Source organism: Ruegeria sp. BF12 (genome assembly GCF_056538705.1).
In genome coordinates this window covers 75,185-90,524 of record NZ_JBQFTP010000013.1, presented here as the reverse complement: position 1 = coordinate 90,524, position 15,340 = coordinate 75,185, and the positions used below count along the sequence as shown (strand labels likewise).

15 protein-coding genes are annotated in these 15,340 nt (G+C 58.4%); 10 read left to right on the top strand and 5 right to left on the bottom strand.

The window, feature by feature from the left end:
• Positions 1 to 6 precede the first annotated feature (6 nt).
• The gene (leuC, locus tag ACR0J0_RS18495; protein WP_480665500.1) at positions 7 to 1,410 is read right to left on the bottom strand and encodes a 3-isopropylmalate dehydratase large subunit; all 1,404 of its coding nucleotides are present in this window, start codon (positions 1,408 to 1,410) and stop codon (positions 7 to 9) included.
• Between the two features lie 254 nt (positions 1,411 to 1,664).
• Here leuC and ACR0J0_RS18490 point away from each other — a divergent pair, with 254 nt between their 5' ends.
• The 4 genes from ACR0J0_RS18490 (at position 1,665) to ACR0J0_RS18475 (ending at position 4,543) form a co-directional block, all read left to right on the top strand.
• A complete protein-coding gene (locus ACR0J0_RS18490; protein ID WP_480665499.1) occupies positions 1,665 to 3,017 on the top strand; it encodes a mechanosensitive ion channel family protein in 1,353 nt (450 codons plus the stop codon).
• Positions 3,018 to 3,181: 164 nt separating this feature from the next.
• Positions 3,182 to 3,541 (top strand): ribosome silencing factor, encoded by a 360-nt coding sequence (gene rsfS / locus ACR0J0_RS18485; protein ID WP_058276550.1) that lies wholly within the window; start codon positions 3,182 to 3,184, stop codon positions 3,539 to 3,541.
• Positions 3,542 to 3,585: 44 nt separating this feature from the next.
• Positions 3,586 to 4,056, top strand: coding sequence for a 23S rRNA (pseudouridine(1915)-N(3))-methyltransferase RlmH (gene rlmH / locus ACR0J0_RS18480; RefSeq protein ID WP_480665498.1), 471 nt, complete (start codon positions 3,586 to 3,588; stop codon positions 4,054 to 4,056).
• A 1-nt stretch (position 4,057) separates the two neighbouring features.
• Positions 4,058 to 4,543: a flavodoxin family protein gene (locus ACR0J0_RS18475; protein ID WP_480665497.1), complete on the top strand. Its 486-nt coding sequence runs from the start codon at positions 4,058 to 4,060 to the stop codon at positions 4,541 to 4,543.
• Between the two features lie 3 nt (positions 4,544 to 4,546).
• Here ACR0J0_RS18475 and ACR0J0_RS18470 read toward each other — a convergent pair whose 3' ends face one another.
• Both ACR0J0_RS18470 and ACR0J0_RS18465 read right to left on the bottom strand, forming a co-directional pair.
• Positions 4,547 to 4,894 carry a hypothetical protein gene (locus tag ACR0J0_RS18470; RefSeq protein WP_480665496.1) on the bottom strand — a complete coding sequence of 116 codons (348 nt, stop codon included), beginning with the start codon at positions 4,892 to 4,894 and terminating at the stop codon, positions 4,547 to 4,549.
• Between the two features lie 35 nt (positions 4,895 to 4,929).
• A complete protein-coding gene (locus ACR0J0_RS18465) occupies positions 4,930 to 5,640 on the bottom strand; it encodes a DUF599 domain-containing protein (protein WP_480665495.1) in 711 nt (236 codons plus the stop codon).
• Positions 5,641 to 5,721: 81 nt separating this feature from the next.
• Between ACR0J0_RS18465 and ACR0J0_RS18460 the strand changes: the two genes are divergently transcribed.
• The 6 genes from ACR0J0_RS18460 (at position 5,722) to ACR0J0_RS18435 (ending at position 11,938) form a co-directional block, all read left to right on the top strand.
• The gene (locus ACR0J0_RS18460) at positions 5,722 to 7,170 is read left to right on the top strand and encodes an FAD-linked oxidase C-terminal domain-containing protein (RefSeq protein WP_480665494.1); all 1,449 of its coding nucleotides are present in this window, start codon (positions 5,722 to 5,724) and stop codon (positions 7,168 to 7,170) included.
• Positions 7,171 to 7,195: 25 nt separating this feature from the next.
• Complete coding sequence (locus tag ACR0J0_RS18455) at positions 7,196 to 8,296, top strand: FAD-binding protein (RefSeq protein WP_480665493.1); 1,101 nt, start codon at positions 7,196 to 7,198, stop codon at positions 8,294 to 8,296.
• Between the two features lie 4 nt (positions 8,297 to 8,300).
• Entirely contained in the window at positions 8,301 to 9,620 is a 1,320-nt protein-coding gene (gene glcF, locus ACR0J0_RS18450; protein WP_480665492.1) for a glycolate oxidase subunit GlcF, read from the top strand.
• Positions 9,621 to 9,738: 118 nt separating this feature from the next.
• Entirely contained in the window at positions 9,739 to 10,533 is a 795-nt protein-coding gene (locus ACR0J0_RS18445; protein ID WP_480665491.1) for a trypsin-like serine peptidase, read from the top strand.
• Entirely contained in the window at positions 10,530 to 11,348 is an 819-nt protein-coding gene (locus ACR0J0_RS18440; RefSeq protein WP_480665490.1) for a trypsin-like serine peptidase, read from the top strand. The genes ACR0J0_RS18445 and ACR0J0_RS18440 overlap by 4 nt, the downstream gene beginning before the upstream one ends.
• Before the next feature lie 122 nt (positions 11,349 to 11,470).
• Positions 11,471 to 11,938 carry an Hsp20 family protein gene (locus ACR0J0_RS18435; protein ID WP_480665489.1) on the top strand — a complete coding sequence of 156 codons (468 nt, stop codon included), beginning with the start codon at positions 11,471 to 11,473 and terminating at the stop codon, positions 11,936 to 11,938.
• Positions 11,939 to 12,273: 335 nt separating this feature from the next.
• On the opposite strand, the gene ACR0J0_RS18430 is transcribed toward ACR0J0_RS18435, so the two are convergent.
• Both ACR0J0_RS18430 and ACR0J0_RS18425 read right to left on the bottom strand, forming a co-directional pair.
• Positions 12,274 to 12,762 (bottom strand): CHAP domain-containing protein, encoded by a 489-nt coding sequence (locus ACR0J0_RS18430; RefSeq protein WP_480665488.1) that lies wholly within the window; start codon positions 12,760 to 12,762, stop codon positions 12,274 to 12,276.
• Between the two features lie 340 nt (positions 12,763 to 13,102).
• The gene (locus ACR0J0_RS18425; RefSeq protein ID WP_480665487.1) at positions 13,103 to 15,286 is read right to left on the bottom strand and encodes an esterase-like activity of phytase family protein; all 2,184 of its coding nucleotides are present in this window, start codon (positions 15,284 to 15,286) and stop codon (positions 13,103 to 13,105) included.
• Positions 15,287 to 15,340: the final 54 nt, after the last annotated feature.

The following is a 15,340-nucleotide window of genomic DNA, read 5'->3' as shown; positions in this document are numbered from 1 at the left end:
GAGACCTTACATCAATTCACGGACGTCTGTCAGCCGTCCTGTGATTGCCGCTGCGGCAGCCATCGCCGGGCTCAGCAGATGGGTGCGTCCGCCCCGGCCCTGGCGACCCTCGAAGTTACGGTTCGAGGTTGCGGCACAGCGCTCACCCGGCTGCAACTGATCGGGGTTCATGGCCAGACACATCGAACAACCTGCCAGACGCCATTCGAAACCGGCCTCTTTGAAGATGTCGGCCAGACCTTCCTCTTCGGCCTGAGCGCGGACGAGACCGGAGCCGGGTACGACCATGGCACGCATGCCGTCCTTGATCTTTTTGCCTTTCAGGATCTCGGCTGCAGCACGCAGGTCTTCGATACGGCCATTGGTGCACGAGCCGATGAAGACGGTGTCGATTTCTACGTCGCTCAGCTTTTGTCCGGCTTCCAGACCCATGTATTCGATCGACCGGCGGGCCGCATCGACCTTGCCGCCTTCGAAATCTTCCGGGTTCGGCACGGTCGCGGTGATCGGCAGAACGTCCTCGGGGCTGGTGCCCCAAGTTACGACCGGCGCGATGTCTTCGCCACGCAAGGTGATGACCTTGTCGAAATGGGCGTCTTCGTCGGTGAAGAGCGTTTTCCACCAGTTCAGAGCCGCTTCCCACTGGGCACCTTTCGGCGCATGCGGGCGACCTTTGACATACTCAAAGGTGGTTTCGTCCGGCGCGATCAGACCAGCGCGGGCGCCACCTTCGATGGCCATGTTGCAGACGGTCATGCGGCCTTCCATCGACAGATCGCGGATCGCTTCACCGCAATATTCGATGACATAGCCGGTGCCGCCAGCCGTGCCGGTCTCACCGATCACGGCCAGAGTGATATCCTTGGCGGTCACGCCCGGCTGCAATTTGCCGGTGATTTCCACCTTCATGTTCTTGGACTTCTTCTGGATCAGGGTCTGGGTTGCCAGAACATGCTCAACCTCAGACGTACCGATGCCGTGGGCCAGTGCGCCAAACGCGCCGTGCGTGGCAGTGTGGCTGTCGCCGCAGACGACTGTCATGCCCGGCAGGGTCCAGCCCTGTTCCGGGCCGACGATGTGCACGATGCCCTGACGGACGTCATTCACCGGATAATAGTGAATGCCGAAATCCTTGGCGTTCTTGTCCAGCGCTTCGACCTGAATGCGCGATTCGGGGTTTTCGATCCCGTTTACGCGGTCCGGCGTCGTCGGAACGTTGTGGTCCGGAACGGCGATGGTCTTTTCCGGGGCGCGTACTTTGCGGCCCGCCATGCGCAGGCCTTCGAACGCCTGCGGGCTGGTGACTTCGTGCACCAGGTGGCGGTCGATATAAAGCAGGCAGGTGCCATCATCGGCTTCGTGCGCGACATGGGCATCCCAGATCTTGTCATAGAGTGTTTTGGGGGACATCGGTCCTCTCCCGTATGTAAATGAGAAATAGCTGGCGAGTGGCTGGACGCCGATTATAGGCGTGCCAGAACCGTGCGGGCGGCCCCAAAGAACCGTTCACGCAGGCGCGTGCGGTCTTGCAACGTCGGAGCTGGGGCCAGATTGAGTCTCATGCGCCTCAGATATATCGGGCTTTCGCGTCAATCAAGGTTCAATCCTGCGTCCAGCTTGCATCCGAGGGCAACGCTGTCCAAGCTGGCCCGCAGGAGATGTTCATGAACCAAGACCTTATCCCCAGTTCCCTCGCAGATCTCTACGACAACATGGTTGCGGGGTTTTCCTTGCAATTGGGAAATCTGGTCGAACTGATCGTCACGCCGGGCTGGAGGCAATACCAGCTGATCATTGTTCTGTTTCTGTGGGCGCTGGCCTACATCCTGAAGCTGATGACACAAGGGCGTTGGGACGCATGGGCACGCGCACGCACAGGCTGGCCCAAATGGCGTCTGCGCATTCTGGTCCAGCTGATGCGGCGTCTGACGCTGGTCTATTTCGTGGTCATGTCCTGGTCACTCTACCTGATCATGCAGCATGTTACGTGGCCGTCGCGCAGCTATATCATTGGTGTGATCGCAACTCTGGCTGTTGCATGGCTGGCGATTGCGCTGGTGGCGCGGCTGGTGCGGAACCGCACCCTGAGGCGAATCTTCAAATGGGCGATGTGGGTCTATGCAACGCTGATTGCGCTGAATCTGACCGATGACGTGGCCGGTTTCCTGGACGGTGTGGCGATATCCATCGGTGATCTGCACATCTCGGCGCTGGGCATTCTCAAGGCCATTTTGCTGATCGGTGTCCTGTTGACTCTGGCCCGTCTTGGCACTCGCGCCGCCGAGCGCGGGCTGATGAACAACGATGACATCACCCCATCAATGCAGGTCCTGTTGGCCAAAGGCATTCAGGTTTTACTGTATGGCGCGGTGTTTCTGGCTGCCATTCGAACCCTTGGTTTCGACCTGACAGGCATAGCGCTTCTATCGGGTGCCATCGGCGTGGGTATCGGTTTTGGGCTGCAAAAGGTGGTCTCGAACCTGATTTCCGGGATCATCATCCTGATGGACCGATCTATCAAACCCGGCGACGTGATCTCGCTGGGTGACACCTTCGGATGGATCAACGCGCTGGGGGCGCGGTACGTCTCGGTCGTGACACGGGACGGGCGCGAATATCTGATCCCGAACGAAGATCTGATCACCAATCAGGTGGTGAACTGGTCACATTCGGATCGTTATGTGCGATTGGATCTGGATTTTGGCACCAGTTATGACGACGACCCGCATCAGGTGCGGGCCACGGCGATCCGGGCGGTCAAATCGGTGCAACGCGTTCTCAGCGGCGGGACGCATGAACCGGTTTGCCACATCACCGGGTTTGGCGACAGCAGCGTGGATTATGTCCTGCGGTTCTGGATCAGCGACCCGACCAAGGGTCTGACCAATATCCGGGGTAATGTCTATCTGGCTCTTTGGGATGCGTTCAAAGCCGAAAACATCTCGATTCCCTTCCCGCAGCGCGAGGTTCGATTGTTGGCCGACGGCGCAGACTCGCAACAGATCGCCAAAGAGTGAGCGCCCGTCTGGCTCCCAAAACGCCCGTTCATTGAAATGTTGCAATCCGCTTGTTACCTTATTAGTACCCCTGCGCCGGGGTTTGGCGGCGCGCAGCAAAGGAGGACTATGTCCTGTCTCTACATACCCAGGCGGGTTTGCCCGCCGATGACCGGGCCAATGTAATGGCCCACTCTCAGTCAATCAGCGACAAGCTGCTTGAACGCATCCTTTCCTCACTTTCCGATGACAAGGCCGAAGACGTCGTGCAGATCAACCTGCAGGGCAAATCCTCGGTTGCGGATCACATGGTGATTGCCTCAGGTCGGTCGACCCGTCAGGTCTCGGCCATGGCGGAAAAGCTGACGGATCGCATCAAGCAGGAATTCGGTTTCACCTCGAAGGTCGAAGGCAAGGACGCCGGCGACTGGGTGCTGATCGATACGGGCGACGTGATCGTCCATATCTTCCGCCCCGAAGTGCGTGAATTCTATCAGCTGGAAAAGATGTGGTTGCCTCAGGGCGGCAGCGCCTCAGCCAACTGAGGCGCCATCCCGGCCTGCATTAACAGGTCGGCGGCGAGAGAAATATGCGTATAAGCATTTGTGCGGTCGGGCGATTGCGTTCCGGACCGGAGAAGACCCTGCTTGACGATTATCTGACACGATTTGACCGGACCGGCCGCGCGCTGGGCCTTGGTCCCGCACGCGTGATCGAGGTCGAAGACAAGAAAAACGCAGGCATGGGGGCCGAGGCCGCGCTGTTGCGAAAGGCGCTGCCCAAAGGTGCGGTGATCTGCACTTTGGATGAACGCGGGCGGGTTATGTCCTCGCCGGATTTTGCGAAAAAACTGGGTGGTTGGCGAGATGCCGGGCGGCAGGATCTGGCGCTGATTATTGGCGGAGCCGACGGTATAGACCCTAACCTCAGGGCTGAGGCGGATTTTTCCATCTCATTCGGGTCGATGGTCTGGCCCCATATGCTTGTCCGTGTGATGCTGGCTGAACAACTTTACCGGGCCGCAACGATCCTGTCTGGCGGTCCTTACCACCGGGTCTGACATGGCGCAGCTTTTGATCGTCTACCATTCGCGCACCGGCGGCGCCCGGCAAATGGCCGAGGCTGCTGCGGCAGGGGCAGGGGATGAGGCGGAAACGATTTTGAAAACCGCAGATCAGACCTCGCCCGAAGACCTGCTGGCCGCCAATGGCTATATTTTCTGCGCGCCCGAGAATCTGGCGGCGATATCGGGTCTAATGAAGGAGTTTTTCGATCGCTGCTATTACCCTGCGTTGGGCAAGATCGAAGGGCGCCCCTATGCGCAGATGGTATGCGCCGGGTCGGACGGCGAAAACGCGGCCCGGCAAACCGCGCGCATCGCGACCGGTTGGCGATTGAAAGAGGTGCAGCCTCCATTGATCATCTGCACTCATGCGCAGACGCCCGAAGCTATACTGGCCGAGAAGATCATCCCGCAGGATCAACTGGATCAATGCCGTGACATTGGTGCAGCGCTGGGTGCGGGCCTGACCTTGGGTGTGTTCTGAGGATCAGTTCAGGGTGACAATGGTCATGTTATCACCCCAGCCGTCGACACTGCATCGCGCCTGGATCTGGACCTGTGTTGCGCCTTCGGGGATCATGACTCCTGTCAGCGACCGAGTGAAAGGCTGCTCGTTCTCATGCGGGTGGTGAAGCACGCGCATGCCCAATTCGTTCCCGTCCATGTCCAGCACCCGCCAGCCGTCTGCATAATGATCCCAGCCCGTATCGGGATGACGGATCGTGACATCGAATCGCCATGTGTCGCCACTTTGGTTTGCGGCAACGTCTTCAATTATTGAGGGATCGGCAAGGGCCTGACTGGCCAGAAGAAGGCTGAGAATCAAATAACGCATGCGGCGACTTTAGGGTTTCGCCGGCCGCATCGCGATCACGAATCCGTGTCACGCGGTTGGGATAGCAGGATCTGGCGCGAGTGCGAGGCAAACTCGCGCCGATACAGGACGCCAAATGTGACAATTGTGCCCAGCAACAGCGCGACCGGCCCCAGAATCCATGCCACGGACGCCAGCGCGAAATAGGTCGCGCGCAATCCGCGATTAAAACTGCGCGCCGCGGTGACGCAAATCTCGGCAGCCTGAGACGCGCGTGGATAGGCTAGCGGATCCGAAGGATCATTTGGGACGGCGGCCATAAGAACCGCGCAGTACCCAAACAAGCGGTGGGCCCAAACGTACTTCAGAAATGCATTGGCCAGAAACAGGATGATGATCAGGATCTTGATCTCCCACACCATGGCCGGTGCGCGGCCGATGGCCAGATCGTTGGCAACCCCGGCCAGACGTTCCGTATTGCCCAGCAGGGCCAGCCCGCCCCCGATGGCGATCATCGTTGTCGAGGCAAAAAACGTGCTGCCTTGTCGCATGGCTGCCACCACTTGTGCATCGAACATTCGGGGTTGCCGGGTGACCATTTCCCGCATCCAGTCGCGACGATAGTCATCCATCATCATTGTGACGGATTTCTTGGCCGGCGACGGATTCTCAATCCGCCAACCGATCCACAGCCAAGCGGCCAGCAAGGCGGCGATGGCTGTATAATCCAGTGTTGAAAACAATTGTGCCCGGTCAATCCACGTCATACCCGCGACATTAGGGGCGGGGATCGGAACTTGCCAGATGGGTAAATTGGTAATATTATTTTACCAAATGGAGGATCAGCCATGGAAATGCCAACGCCAAATCCTGACGTCCTGCGCCGCAAGGCCGCGGTTCTACAGCGTTTGTTGCAAGTCTTGCCCGAAGACGCGGTGATTCACGAGCCGTCCGAGACGCGCGCATATGAATGCGATGCGCTGACGGCGTACAAATGTCCTCCGATGCTGGCAGTTCTGCCATCGACCACGCAAGAGGTCTCGGACATTTTGCGGATCTGCAATGAAGAAGGCGTGCCCGTTGTACCGCGTGGTTCCGGCACCTCGCTGGCGGGCGGGGCGTTGCCAACGGCGGATTGCGTCATTTTGGGGATCGCCCGGATGAATGAGGTGCTGGAGGTCGATTACGACAACCGTTTCATCCGCGTACAGGCGGGCCGCACCAATCTGAGTGTGACCGGCGCGGTCGAGGAGTATGATTTCTTTTACGCCCCTGACCCGTCGTCGCAACTGGCTTGCGCCATCGCTGGGAACATCGCCATGAATTCGGGCGGGGCACATTGTCTGAAATACGGCGTGACCACCAACAACCTGTTGGGTGTGAAGATGGTCATGATGGATGGCAGCATCATTGAAATCGGCGGCGCACATCTGGATGCGGGCAAGTTGGACCTTCTGGCCGTCATTTGCGGTTCCGAAGGCCAATTGGGCGTGGTGACCGAGGCTACTCTGCGAATTCTACGCAAACCCGAAGGTGCACGACCCGTGCTTATGGGCTTTGATGACAATGAGGTCGCGGGCCAATGTGTATCCGATATCATCAAGTCAGGAATTCTGCCTGTGGCGATCGAGTTCATGGATACTCTTTGCATCCAGGCCTGCGAAAATTTCGCCCATGCGGGTTATCCCGATTGCACTGCGCTTCTGATTGTTGAGGTTGAAGGGTCCGAGGCCGAGATCGACTATCAACTGGCAAAGATCATTGAGATCGCCAAGCGCCACAACCCGGTTGAACTGCGCGAAAGCCAGTCAGTCGAAGAAAGCGCAAAAATCTGGCTGGGGCGTAAGTCGGCCTTTGGTGCGATGGGACAGTTGAACGACTACATGTGTCTGGATGGCACGATCCCGGTGTCGTCGCTGCCAGTGGTCCTGCGCCGGATCGGCGAGATGAGCAAGGAATACGGTCTGCCGGTTGGCAATGTGTTCCACGCAGGCGACGGCAACATGCACCCGCTGATCCTGTTCGATGCCAACAAACCGGGTGATCTTGAGAAATGCGAAGCGTTCGGGGCTGATATCCTGAAACTCTGCGTTGATGTTGGTGGTTGTCTGACTGGTGAGCACGGCGTCGGCATCGAAAAGCGGGATCTGATGTCCCATCAATACGCGCCTGTGGATCTTGAGGCGCAGATGGCGGTCAAGGATGCGTTCGACCCGAACTGGTTGCTGAACCCCGCTAAGGTATTCCCGCTGGACGCGTCCGAGGCTCGTCGTGAAGCGCGGATTGCTGCGGAATAATTGGCTCTAACAAAGAAGAATTGCCATGAGACCTGAGACAGAAGCCGAACTGGCCGAGATGGTGGCCGGGCTGAAGGAACCTGTGCGTATTGCCGGAGGCGGTACCCGGGGCATCGCCGGGCCGGACAATGCGATTGAGGCCAGCGGGCTGAGCGGCATCACGCTCTATGAGCCCGGCGCACTGACGCTTGTGGCGCAAGCTGGAACACCAGTGTCTGAGATCGAAGCCGCCTTGGAAGCCGAGGGTCAGCAATTGGCGTTTGAGCCGATGGATCATCGGGGTTTGTTGGGAACCAATGGCACGCCGACGATCGGAGGAGTTGTCGCGGCAAACATCTCAGGTCCGCGGCGCATACAGGCGGGCGCATGTCGCGACTTTCTGTTGGGTGTGCGATACGTCAACGGTATGGGGCAGATCGTCAAGAATGGCGGTCGGGTGATGAAGAACGTGACCGGGTACGATCTTGTGAAACTCATGGCGGGGTCATGGGGAACCTTGGGCGTTCTGACCGAAGTGTCGTTGAAGGTGCTGCCGAAACCCGACTCTCGCGCAACCCTGTCCATTCAAGTACCGGACGCAACCGTGGGAATTCAGGTCCTCTCCGCGGCGCTCAAATCCCCTTTCGAGGTGAACGGTGCCGCCTATGATCAGAAGACCGGCTGTGCCTTGTTGCGTCTTGAAGGGTTCGCGGATTCGGTCGCCTACAGATCCAAGCAACTGACATCCGCGCTGTCCGATTTCGGTGATGTTTCCGATGTCGCGCAGTCCGACTTGCTTTGGACAGCAATTCGCGATGCCGCCGCATTCCATGATCAGGACGGCGATGTGTGGCGGATTTCAGTCAAACCTACAGATGCTCCTGAAGTTGCGGCGCGCATCCGGGCAGACCGGGCGTTGTTCGATTGGGGAGGGGGGCTGATCTGGGCTCTCGTGCCGCATGGAACTGATGTACGCGCGCGCGTGGGTGAATTTGATGGCCATGCGACGATTGTGCGGGCCGACGCTGAGGCGGTGGTGCGCCTGGGCCGGTTCCAACCGGAATCCGCAGGTATTTCGGCTCTAACAAAGGGGCTACGGCAGAGATTTGATCCGCGCGGTTTGTTCAATCCGGGACTGATGGGGTAGGCCGATGCAGACGACGTTCACCGAAAAACAGCTGCAAGACCCGGCGATCCAGCGGTCAAATGAGATCCTGCGCAGCTGCGTGCATTGTGGGTTCTGTACCGCTACGTGCCCAACTTATCAGGTGCTGGGGGATGAGCTGGACAGCCCACGAGGGCGCATCTACTTGATCAAGGATATGCTGGAGAACGAGCGTGTCCCGGATGAGAAAACAGTCAAGCATATCGACCGTTGTCTGTCCTGTCTGGCGTGCATGACCACATGCCCTTCGGGCGTGCACTATATGCATCTGGTCGATCACGCGCGGGAATACATCGAAGAAAACTACAAACGCCCGTTCACGGATCGCGCATTGCGCTGGGTCTTGGCGCAGATCCTGCCCTATCCGATGCGATTCCGCTGGGCCCTGATCGGGGCCAAGCTGGGTCGACCGTTCCGTTTCTTGATGCCGGACGCACGACTGCGCGCGATGTTGGACATGGCACCGAAACATATCCCTCCGGTCAGTCGAAATGACGACCCGCAAACTTTCGCACCCGATGGTCCGCGTATCAAACGTGTGGCGCTTATGACCGGATGCGCGCAAAAGGCGCTGAACACCGACATCAACGACGCGACAATCCGTTTGCTGACGCGCATGGGATGCGAGGTCGTGGTGGCCGACGGGGCCGGGTGCTGTGGTGCACTGACCCATCACATGGGCAAAACCAGCGAAAGTCACAAAGCCGCTGAAGCCAATATCAGAGCCTGGGCTGCAGAAATGGAGGGCGACGGGCTTGACGCGATCGTCATTAACACGTCGGGCTGCGGCACTACGGTCAAAGATTATGGCCATATGTTCCGAAATGACCCATTGGCCGAGGACGCCGCTCGGGTCTCATCGATTGCGATGGATATCAGCGAGTTACTTGTGCAGCTGGGCCTGCCCGAGGGCAAAGACAAAGAAATGACAGTGGCATACCATGCTGCTTGCTCATTGCAGCACGGTCAGAAAATCAAATCCCACCCCAAAACCCTTTTGAAGCAGGCCGGTTTCACTGTGGTTGAGCCCGCGGACAGCCATCTGTGTTGCGGCAGCGCGGGAACTTACAACCTGATGCAGCCTGAGATCTCGGGCAAGCTGAAGCAGCGCAAGGTCAAAACGCTTGAGGCGAAGAACCCGGATGTGATCGCTGCGGGCAATATTGGGTGCATGATGCAGATTGGCACGGGCACTAGCCTGCCCATTTTGCACACGGTCGAGTTGTTGGATTGGGCAACCGGGGGTCCTGTGCCTCAGGCGATGCACGAGCAAAGGCACACTTCACAGGTTCCGATCTTAAAGTAACGGGGGCTGATGCGTTCGCGCATCAGACTCCGGGCGAACTCGGCCATGGCAAGATCGCCCTATTTTCGCCGCACGCTGGGCGTATGAAGATATGCCAACAGCAAAGCCGGAGAGCCATTTGCGAAACTGGATCATAGCATTGGCGCTGGCTTTGATGCCAATGGCCGCCGCAGCCCAGGATACCGGGCTGAAAAGTCTGGATACCACCGATGCTGGTCGTGCTTGGATGGCCGTCGGTCGGCTGGATATCAAGAATGGTGCGGGTTTTTGTACGGGAACATTAATTTCGCCTACCCTTGTTCTGACGGCCGCCCATTGCCTTTTTGACAAGGTCACGGGGCAGCGGGTTGATCTGTCCGAGGTCGAGTTTCTGGCCGCTTGGCGCCTTGGGCGCGCGTCGGCCTATCGTGCCGCGCGTCAAGCCGTCATCCACCCCGACTATGAGTACAGCACCGAGGCCACAGCCTCACGCGTTTACAATGACATCGCGCTGATCGAGCTGTGGCAACCGATCCGGAACACGACGGTGATCCCGTTTGAGACCGGAAAGCGCCCCGCGCGCGGCGCTGAGGTCGGTGTTGTTTCTTACGCTCAGGACCGGGCTGAGGCCCCGTCGCTGCAGGAAGTGTGCTCGGTCATGACCCGAAGGTCCAACGTTCTGATCCTGTCCTGTGACGTTGAGTTCGGGTCCTCGGGTGCCCCTGTGTTTTCCTTTGAAGGCGACCGGCCGCGCATCGTTTCGGTGGTCGCGGCCAAGGCTGAATACAACGGGCAGCGTGTCGCTGTCGGCACTGCAGTCGAGAACGCTCTGGAACTGTTGCAGGCTGAATTGTCCGCCGGCCGCGGATTTGGTGCGTCCACGTCGCAGAGCGGGACGAGACGGAACATAGGAGCTAGGTTCATCAAACCATGATGCGTTTTTTTCTGAACATTCTTTTATTTCTTTCGATTTCTGCGTCAGCCACATATGCCCAAGGCGTCAAGCGCAAGCTGACGGATCGCGACGACCTTTATGGTTGGGAGGCAGTCGGACGTCTGGACATTGGCGAACAGGGGTTTTGCACCGGCACCCTGATTGCGCAGGATCTGGTTTTGACGGCAGCACACTGTGCCCTGGACAAGGCCACAGGCAAGCCATACCCCCCGGGAAAGGTGACATTCCGCGCTGGACTGAGCAACGGCAACTCATTGGCTGACCGCAAAGTCATCCAGATTGCGGCCCACCCTGATTTTGTCGCGAACGGACCTGTGTCGGCCCCGCGCGTTCGCGTTGATGTGGCTCTGATGCGTCTGGAAGAGCCGATCCCCTATTCCATCGCCGATCCTTTTGCCTTGCACAGTGGTCGGGTGGTCTCAGGTAATGAAATCAGTGTTGCGTCCTATGGGCGGGGGCGGGCAGAGGCGATTACGCGTCAAAGGTCCTGCAAAATCCTGCAACGCGCACAGGGGATCATCAGCTTTAACTGCGATGTCACGTTCGGGTCGTCCGGGTCGGCCATTCTGACCAAAAACGGACCACGCTGGCAAATTCTGTCCGTTGTCTCAGCCGTGGGAACGGATGGCCGCAGGAAAGTCGGATATGGGATGGAATTGGCCGAAATAGTGTCTGAACTTAAGTCAGATTTGCGGCGTGATGCGCCCCGCCCACAGGCGACAATCCGCCGTTTGCAGGTCGGTTCGGGCAAGTCGAATACAGGTGCCAAATTCATCAGCTCCGGCGGGGGTTGAACTCACTCAATTCGCTACCCATGTGAACTGTACCGGGTCGCCACAAACGGGGCCTGGCACAACTCATCGCCCGTCCGAACGGAGGGCAAAACGTACATCGCTCTGATATGAGGATATGACACATGCGCACTTTTGATTTTGCACCGCTGCACCGCGCCACCGTTGGTTTCGACCAGATCGCCGACATGATGGATCGCGTTCTGACAAATGACGGGGCTCAGCCCAGCTATCCGCCGTATAACATCGAGAAAACCGATGCCGACACCTATCGTATCTCTGTGGCTGTCGCCGGTTTTTCGGAAAATGACCTGTCGGTCGAAGTAAAGGAAAACTCGCTGGTCGTCGCTGGCAAGAAAGCCGCCGAGGACAAAGCGCGCAGCTATCTGCACCGTGGCATCGCCACCCGCGCGTTCGAACGCCGCTTTGCGCTGGCCGATCACGTGCGCGTCACCGGCGCGAGCCACGAAAACGGCATGCTGAATATCGACCTGAAGCGCGAAGTGCCCGAAGCACTGAAGCCGCGCCGGATCGAGATCACTTCGGCCAAGGCCATTGAAAAAGACGTGGTCGACGCCAAAGCCGTGAACTAAGGCGGTCGATCACCGCGCCGCGATAATCGTTCCTCTCTGGATTATCGCACCATACGCCCCGCGTTCCTCCAGACGCGGGGCGTTGTTATTTTTGTGGTACCAAGATGTCCGCTAAGCGGACTTTGCGGACGTTGGATTGCCGCGGCTCCGATGGCAACTTCGTAGCCGAAACCTGACATTCAAGGTCAGGCTTTGCGCTTTCTGATATGCGAGTGAGCACCGCCACACTTGTTCCATATGCAGGGGGCTGGTGTATTTACTTTGTTTCCGAAAAAAGGGTCGCTTGTGACGCATCCGCCGGATGTGCTTAGGATGCGACACATAAATGATTAAGGCTAACCGTCGACTTTGGGATAAATGAACCCGTTCACCGGGTAGAAACTGCCATACCGGCCCGGATGGCTTTCGACCCGGACAAGCGTCCAATCATTGTTTTTGGATACATCCTTAACGCCCATTTTCAATGATACCTTGTTGCGGTGCCAATTGGCGTGGTTCACGATGACTTCCCTGTCGGTGATAACATCGGATACGACGGCCACGTGCCCAAGGGGCATCCCTCGGGTTGCTCTAAATGACATGACCGCACCGACAACAGGTTCACTACCCCGCTCAAATGTACTGCGCGCCTTGCCCCACCAGTCCTTGGCGTTTCCGCGAATTTCGATACCACTGAGGTTACGTGCGTAGGGTACACACCACACCCTTTGCCCTCGAGCCTGTTTTTGTGAGACTTCGCGCAACGCCATGGCCTGACGTTCTGGATCGAGATCCACGTCGTTTGAGCCCTGAGCGCAGGCAGATACAAGAGCATAAAGCCCCATCGCAAACGCCGCGCGAGCAGTACCGGGCAGCCGCGGCCGTTTCGTATTCGTTTTGCTGTCGCTGTTTTGCAAGAAACTACATTGCCGGTTTTTGGGGTTGCGGAGTTTTAAGGCGATCTTGCGGGTTATGAAAAGAGCCCAGCTTATTCCCCGGCAGGAATTTGCCAGTTGGTGTTCCTCGCCTACGGGCCGAGCGCGAGACTTTGCAAAGTCAGCTTTCTACGCATTGCTGTAATTGGGGCATCGCGCAGCATCGGTCAAAGTGGGCGTAAAGCTGACGTAAGAAGTAGAATGACCCCGCACAGTTTCGTGCGGGGTCCCTCGACATTTTGCCAGTGAATCAATTCCCAGCCGTAACCGATCCAATCGACCAGAACATCGTCTCGCCCGAGGCGTCATCGACGCCGTCATTGTCTGTCATGACGAATCCTTCGCCCGAGGGAAGAATCGCCAGGCCTTCGATCTTGTCCAGAACGTAACCGCCGGTCGAGGTTAGATCGGGCAGCAGGTCGCGGACCTCTTGCTTACTGACCACAGGCAGGTCTCCACCCAATGGGGCCGGGGTCATCTCGGACAGCGGGATGCGGTAGATCTTCTTGGTCACGGCGCGGTGGTCGTGCTGGTTGTCGCGTTCGATGACATAGACATGGTCACCAAAGGCCACGATTTCCGATAGGCCCACCCAGCCCGTTTCCGGGTCGGCTTTGGGATAATAAACGGCACCCCATTCCTTGGTGTCCAGATTGTAGGCGACCAGTTTCACGTGGTTCTTGGGGTCGTCTTTCCATTCGCGCTGAACGGCCATCCACAGGGTGTCACCGACCTTGGTGATGCCCTCAAAACCAAAGCGCTTCTCGACCACCATCAATTCCGGCGGCAGGCCGATTTCACCCTTGCGATCCTTGATCAGGCCATCTTCGGATACATGGTAGATCGCATGCGGGATGACACGGTCGGTGCGGCCTTCGGAGGCGACGTAGAAGCCACCCTTGCCGTCCAGCGTGATGCCTTCAAGGTCCAGTTTCTGCGCGGGATTGCCATCCTGACGGTGGATGCGGATCACGTCGACGATACGGGCCGGTTGCTGGCTGGGGTCGATCTTGAAGATCGAAGGTTGGAAGCCATAAAAGCTGTCGTTGACCGCAAAGATCATGCCATCTTCATCCGCGACCAGACCGGACAGGGCACCCCATCCGATCAGCTCGTCTGCGCCTGCAGAGGTCAGATGCGGATAGTTGGCGGGGGCGTCCTGATACTCAAAAATCGAGACATGCGCGCGCGGGCCGCCATCTTCGATCAGGTCCTTTTCATTGGCCGAGACCAGCAGGTTGCGCTCGGGGATCGCCACAAAACCTTCGGGGCCAACACCCGACGGCAGCAGTTGTTTCAACACCGGATTGGCTGGATCGGTGGCGTCGTAGACGCCCACGACCGAGGCGCGCTCAGCCCCAACAAAGATCATCGGTGTGCCCCCGAAGGTGGCTGCTGTCACGCTTTCTGGCTCAACGCCTTTGGCATCAGAGCGCTTGTCAGGGTAATGGCCGATCTGGATGATGGCCTTTTCAAAATCGGTGCCGTTCTCGTAAACAACGGTGCCGTCCTTGTGGAAAATGGTCCAGCCGCGCGAACCGCCCTGATAGTCGCCCTCGTTAGCGGTGGCGAAGTGGTTGTCGTCGATCCATTTCACCGCATCCGGCTCGCGCAGGCGGTCCTTTTGGCCTTCGGTAAAGATCAAAGCACCGCGCTCGTCGGTGGCGTCGATGTCTTCCAGATCAACCGCGCCTGCCGAAAAATGGCTGACCACGTTGCCGTCCCTGTCGACCACCGTGATGTGGTTGTTTTCCTGCAGGGTTATGACGGTTTCGCCAAGGTTGTTGATGTCGACAAATTCAGGCTCGGGGTCGGTCGGGGCAACCTCGGCCAGACCGGTCAGCGAGGCCATCTTCATGCCCGAACACTCCAGCGCGCCGTCTTTCACCGGTACCAGTGCCAGCGACCCGGCGGGCAGTTGCGGGATGACGCCGTCGTTCAGGTCTTCGTCACGCTCGTTTTCGATTGCCACGGCGACAAAGCTGCCATCGGGGGCGATGGCGACGCTGTCGGGCTGACCGCCCAGATCACAGGCACCGATTTCCGATTTGCCTGCGATATCGACCGAGATCAGCTTGCCCGACGGAGCGGTATAGCTCTCGGATGTGTTGACGCCGACAAAGGCTGTCCCGCCAATGATCCCAACCGAGGTCGGTTCGCCACCAACCTCCATCGCCCCCAGAGGCGCGGGGTTTGCGGGGTCGGTGATATCGACCATGCCGATCACGCCCAGCGGGCTGTCGGTGTAAACCAGCGTCATGCCGTCCGCGGTCGCCGCGATGATCTCGGGCGAGGTTTCACGGGCGGTATCAGCCCCCTCGGCTATGTTCTTGACGACGGGGAAAGACGCAATTCGGTTGAAATTCATTTCTGCCGCAGCCTGACCAGTGGTCAGCGCAAGGGCAGATGTCAGGCAGACAAAGCGCAATGACATCGGTTGGGATCCTCTCTCACTTGGATGAAAGGGGGATGAACGCGGGTCATTGCA

Coding starts and splice junctions, on each gene's coding strand:
- leuC (WP_480665500.1), bottom strand. CDS start 1,410: ATGTCCCCCAAAACACTCTATGACAAGATCTGGGATGCCCATGTCGCG.
- ACR0J0_RS18490 (WP_480665499.1), top strand. CDS start 1,665: ATGAACCAAGACCTTATCCCCAGTTCCCTCGCAGATCTCTACGACAAC.
- rsfS (WP_058276550.1), top strand. CDS start 3,182: ATGGCCCACTCTCAGTCAATCAGCGACAAGCTGCTTGAACGCATCCTT.
- rlmH (WP_480665498.1), top strand. CDS start 3,586: ATGCGTATAAGCATTTGTGCGGTCGGGCGATTGCGTTCCGGACCGGAG.
- ACR0J0_RS18475 (WP_480665497.1), top strand. CDS start 4,058: ATGGCGCAGCTTTTGATCGTCTACCATTCGCGCACCGGCGGCGCCCGG.
- ACR0J0_RS18470 (WP_480665496.1), bottom strand. CDS start 4,894: ATGCGTTATTTGATTCTCAGCCTTCTTCTGGCCAGTCAGGCCCTTGCC.
- ACR0J0_RS18465 (WP_480665495.1), bottom strand. CDS start 5,640: ATGACGTGGATTGACCGGGCACAATTGTTTTCAACACTGGATTATACA.
- ACR0J0_RS18460 (WP_480665494.1), top strand. CDS start 5,722: ATGGAAATGCCAACGCCAAATCCTGACGTCCTGCGCCGCAAGGCCGCG.
- ACR0J0_RS18455 (WP_480665493.1), top strand. CDS start 7,196: ATGAGACCTGAGACAGAAGCCGAACTGGCCGAGATGGTGGCCGGGCTG.
- glcF (WP_480665492.1), top strand. CDS start 8,301: ATGCAGACGACGTTCACCGAAAAACAGCTGCAAGACCCGGCGATCCAG.
- ACR0J0_RS18440 (WP_480665490.1), top strand. CDS start 10,530: ATGATGCGTTTTTTTCTGAACATTCTTTTATTTCTTTCGATTTCTGCG.
- ACR0J0_RS18435 (WP_480665489.1), top strand. CDS start 11,471: ATGCGCACTTTTGATTTTGCACCGCTGCACCGCGCCACCGTTGGTTTC.
- ACR0J0_RS18430 (WP_480665488.1), bottom strand. CDS start 12,762: ATGGGGCTTTATGCTCTTGTATCTGCCTGCGCTCAGGGCTCAAACGAC.
- ACR0J0_RS18425 (WP_480665487.1), bottom strand. CDS start 15,286: ATGTCATTGCGCTTTGTCTGCCTGACATCTGCCCTTGCGCTGACCACT.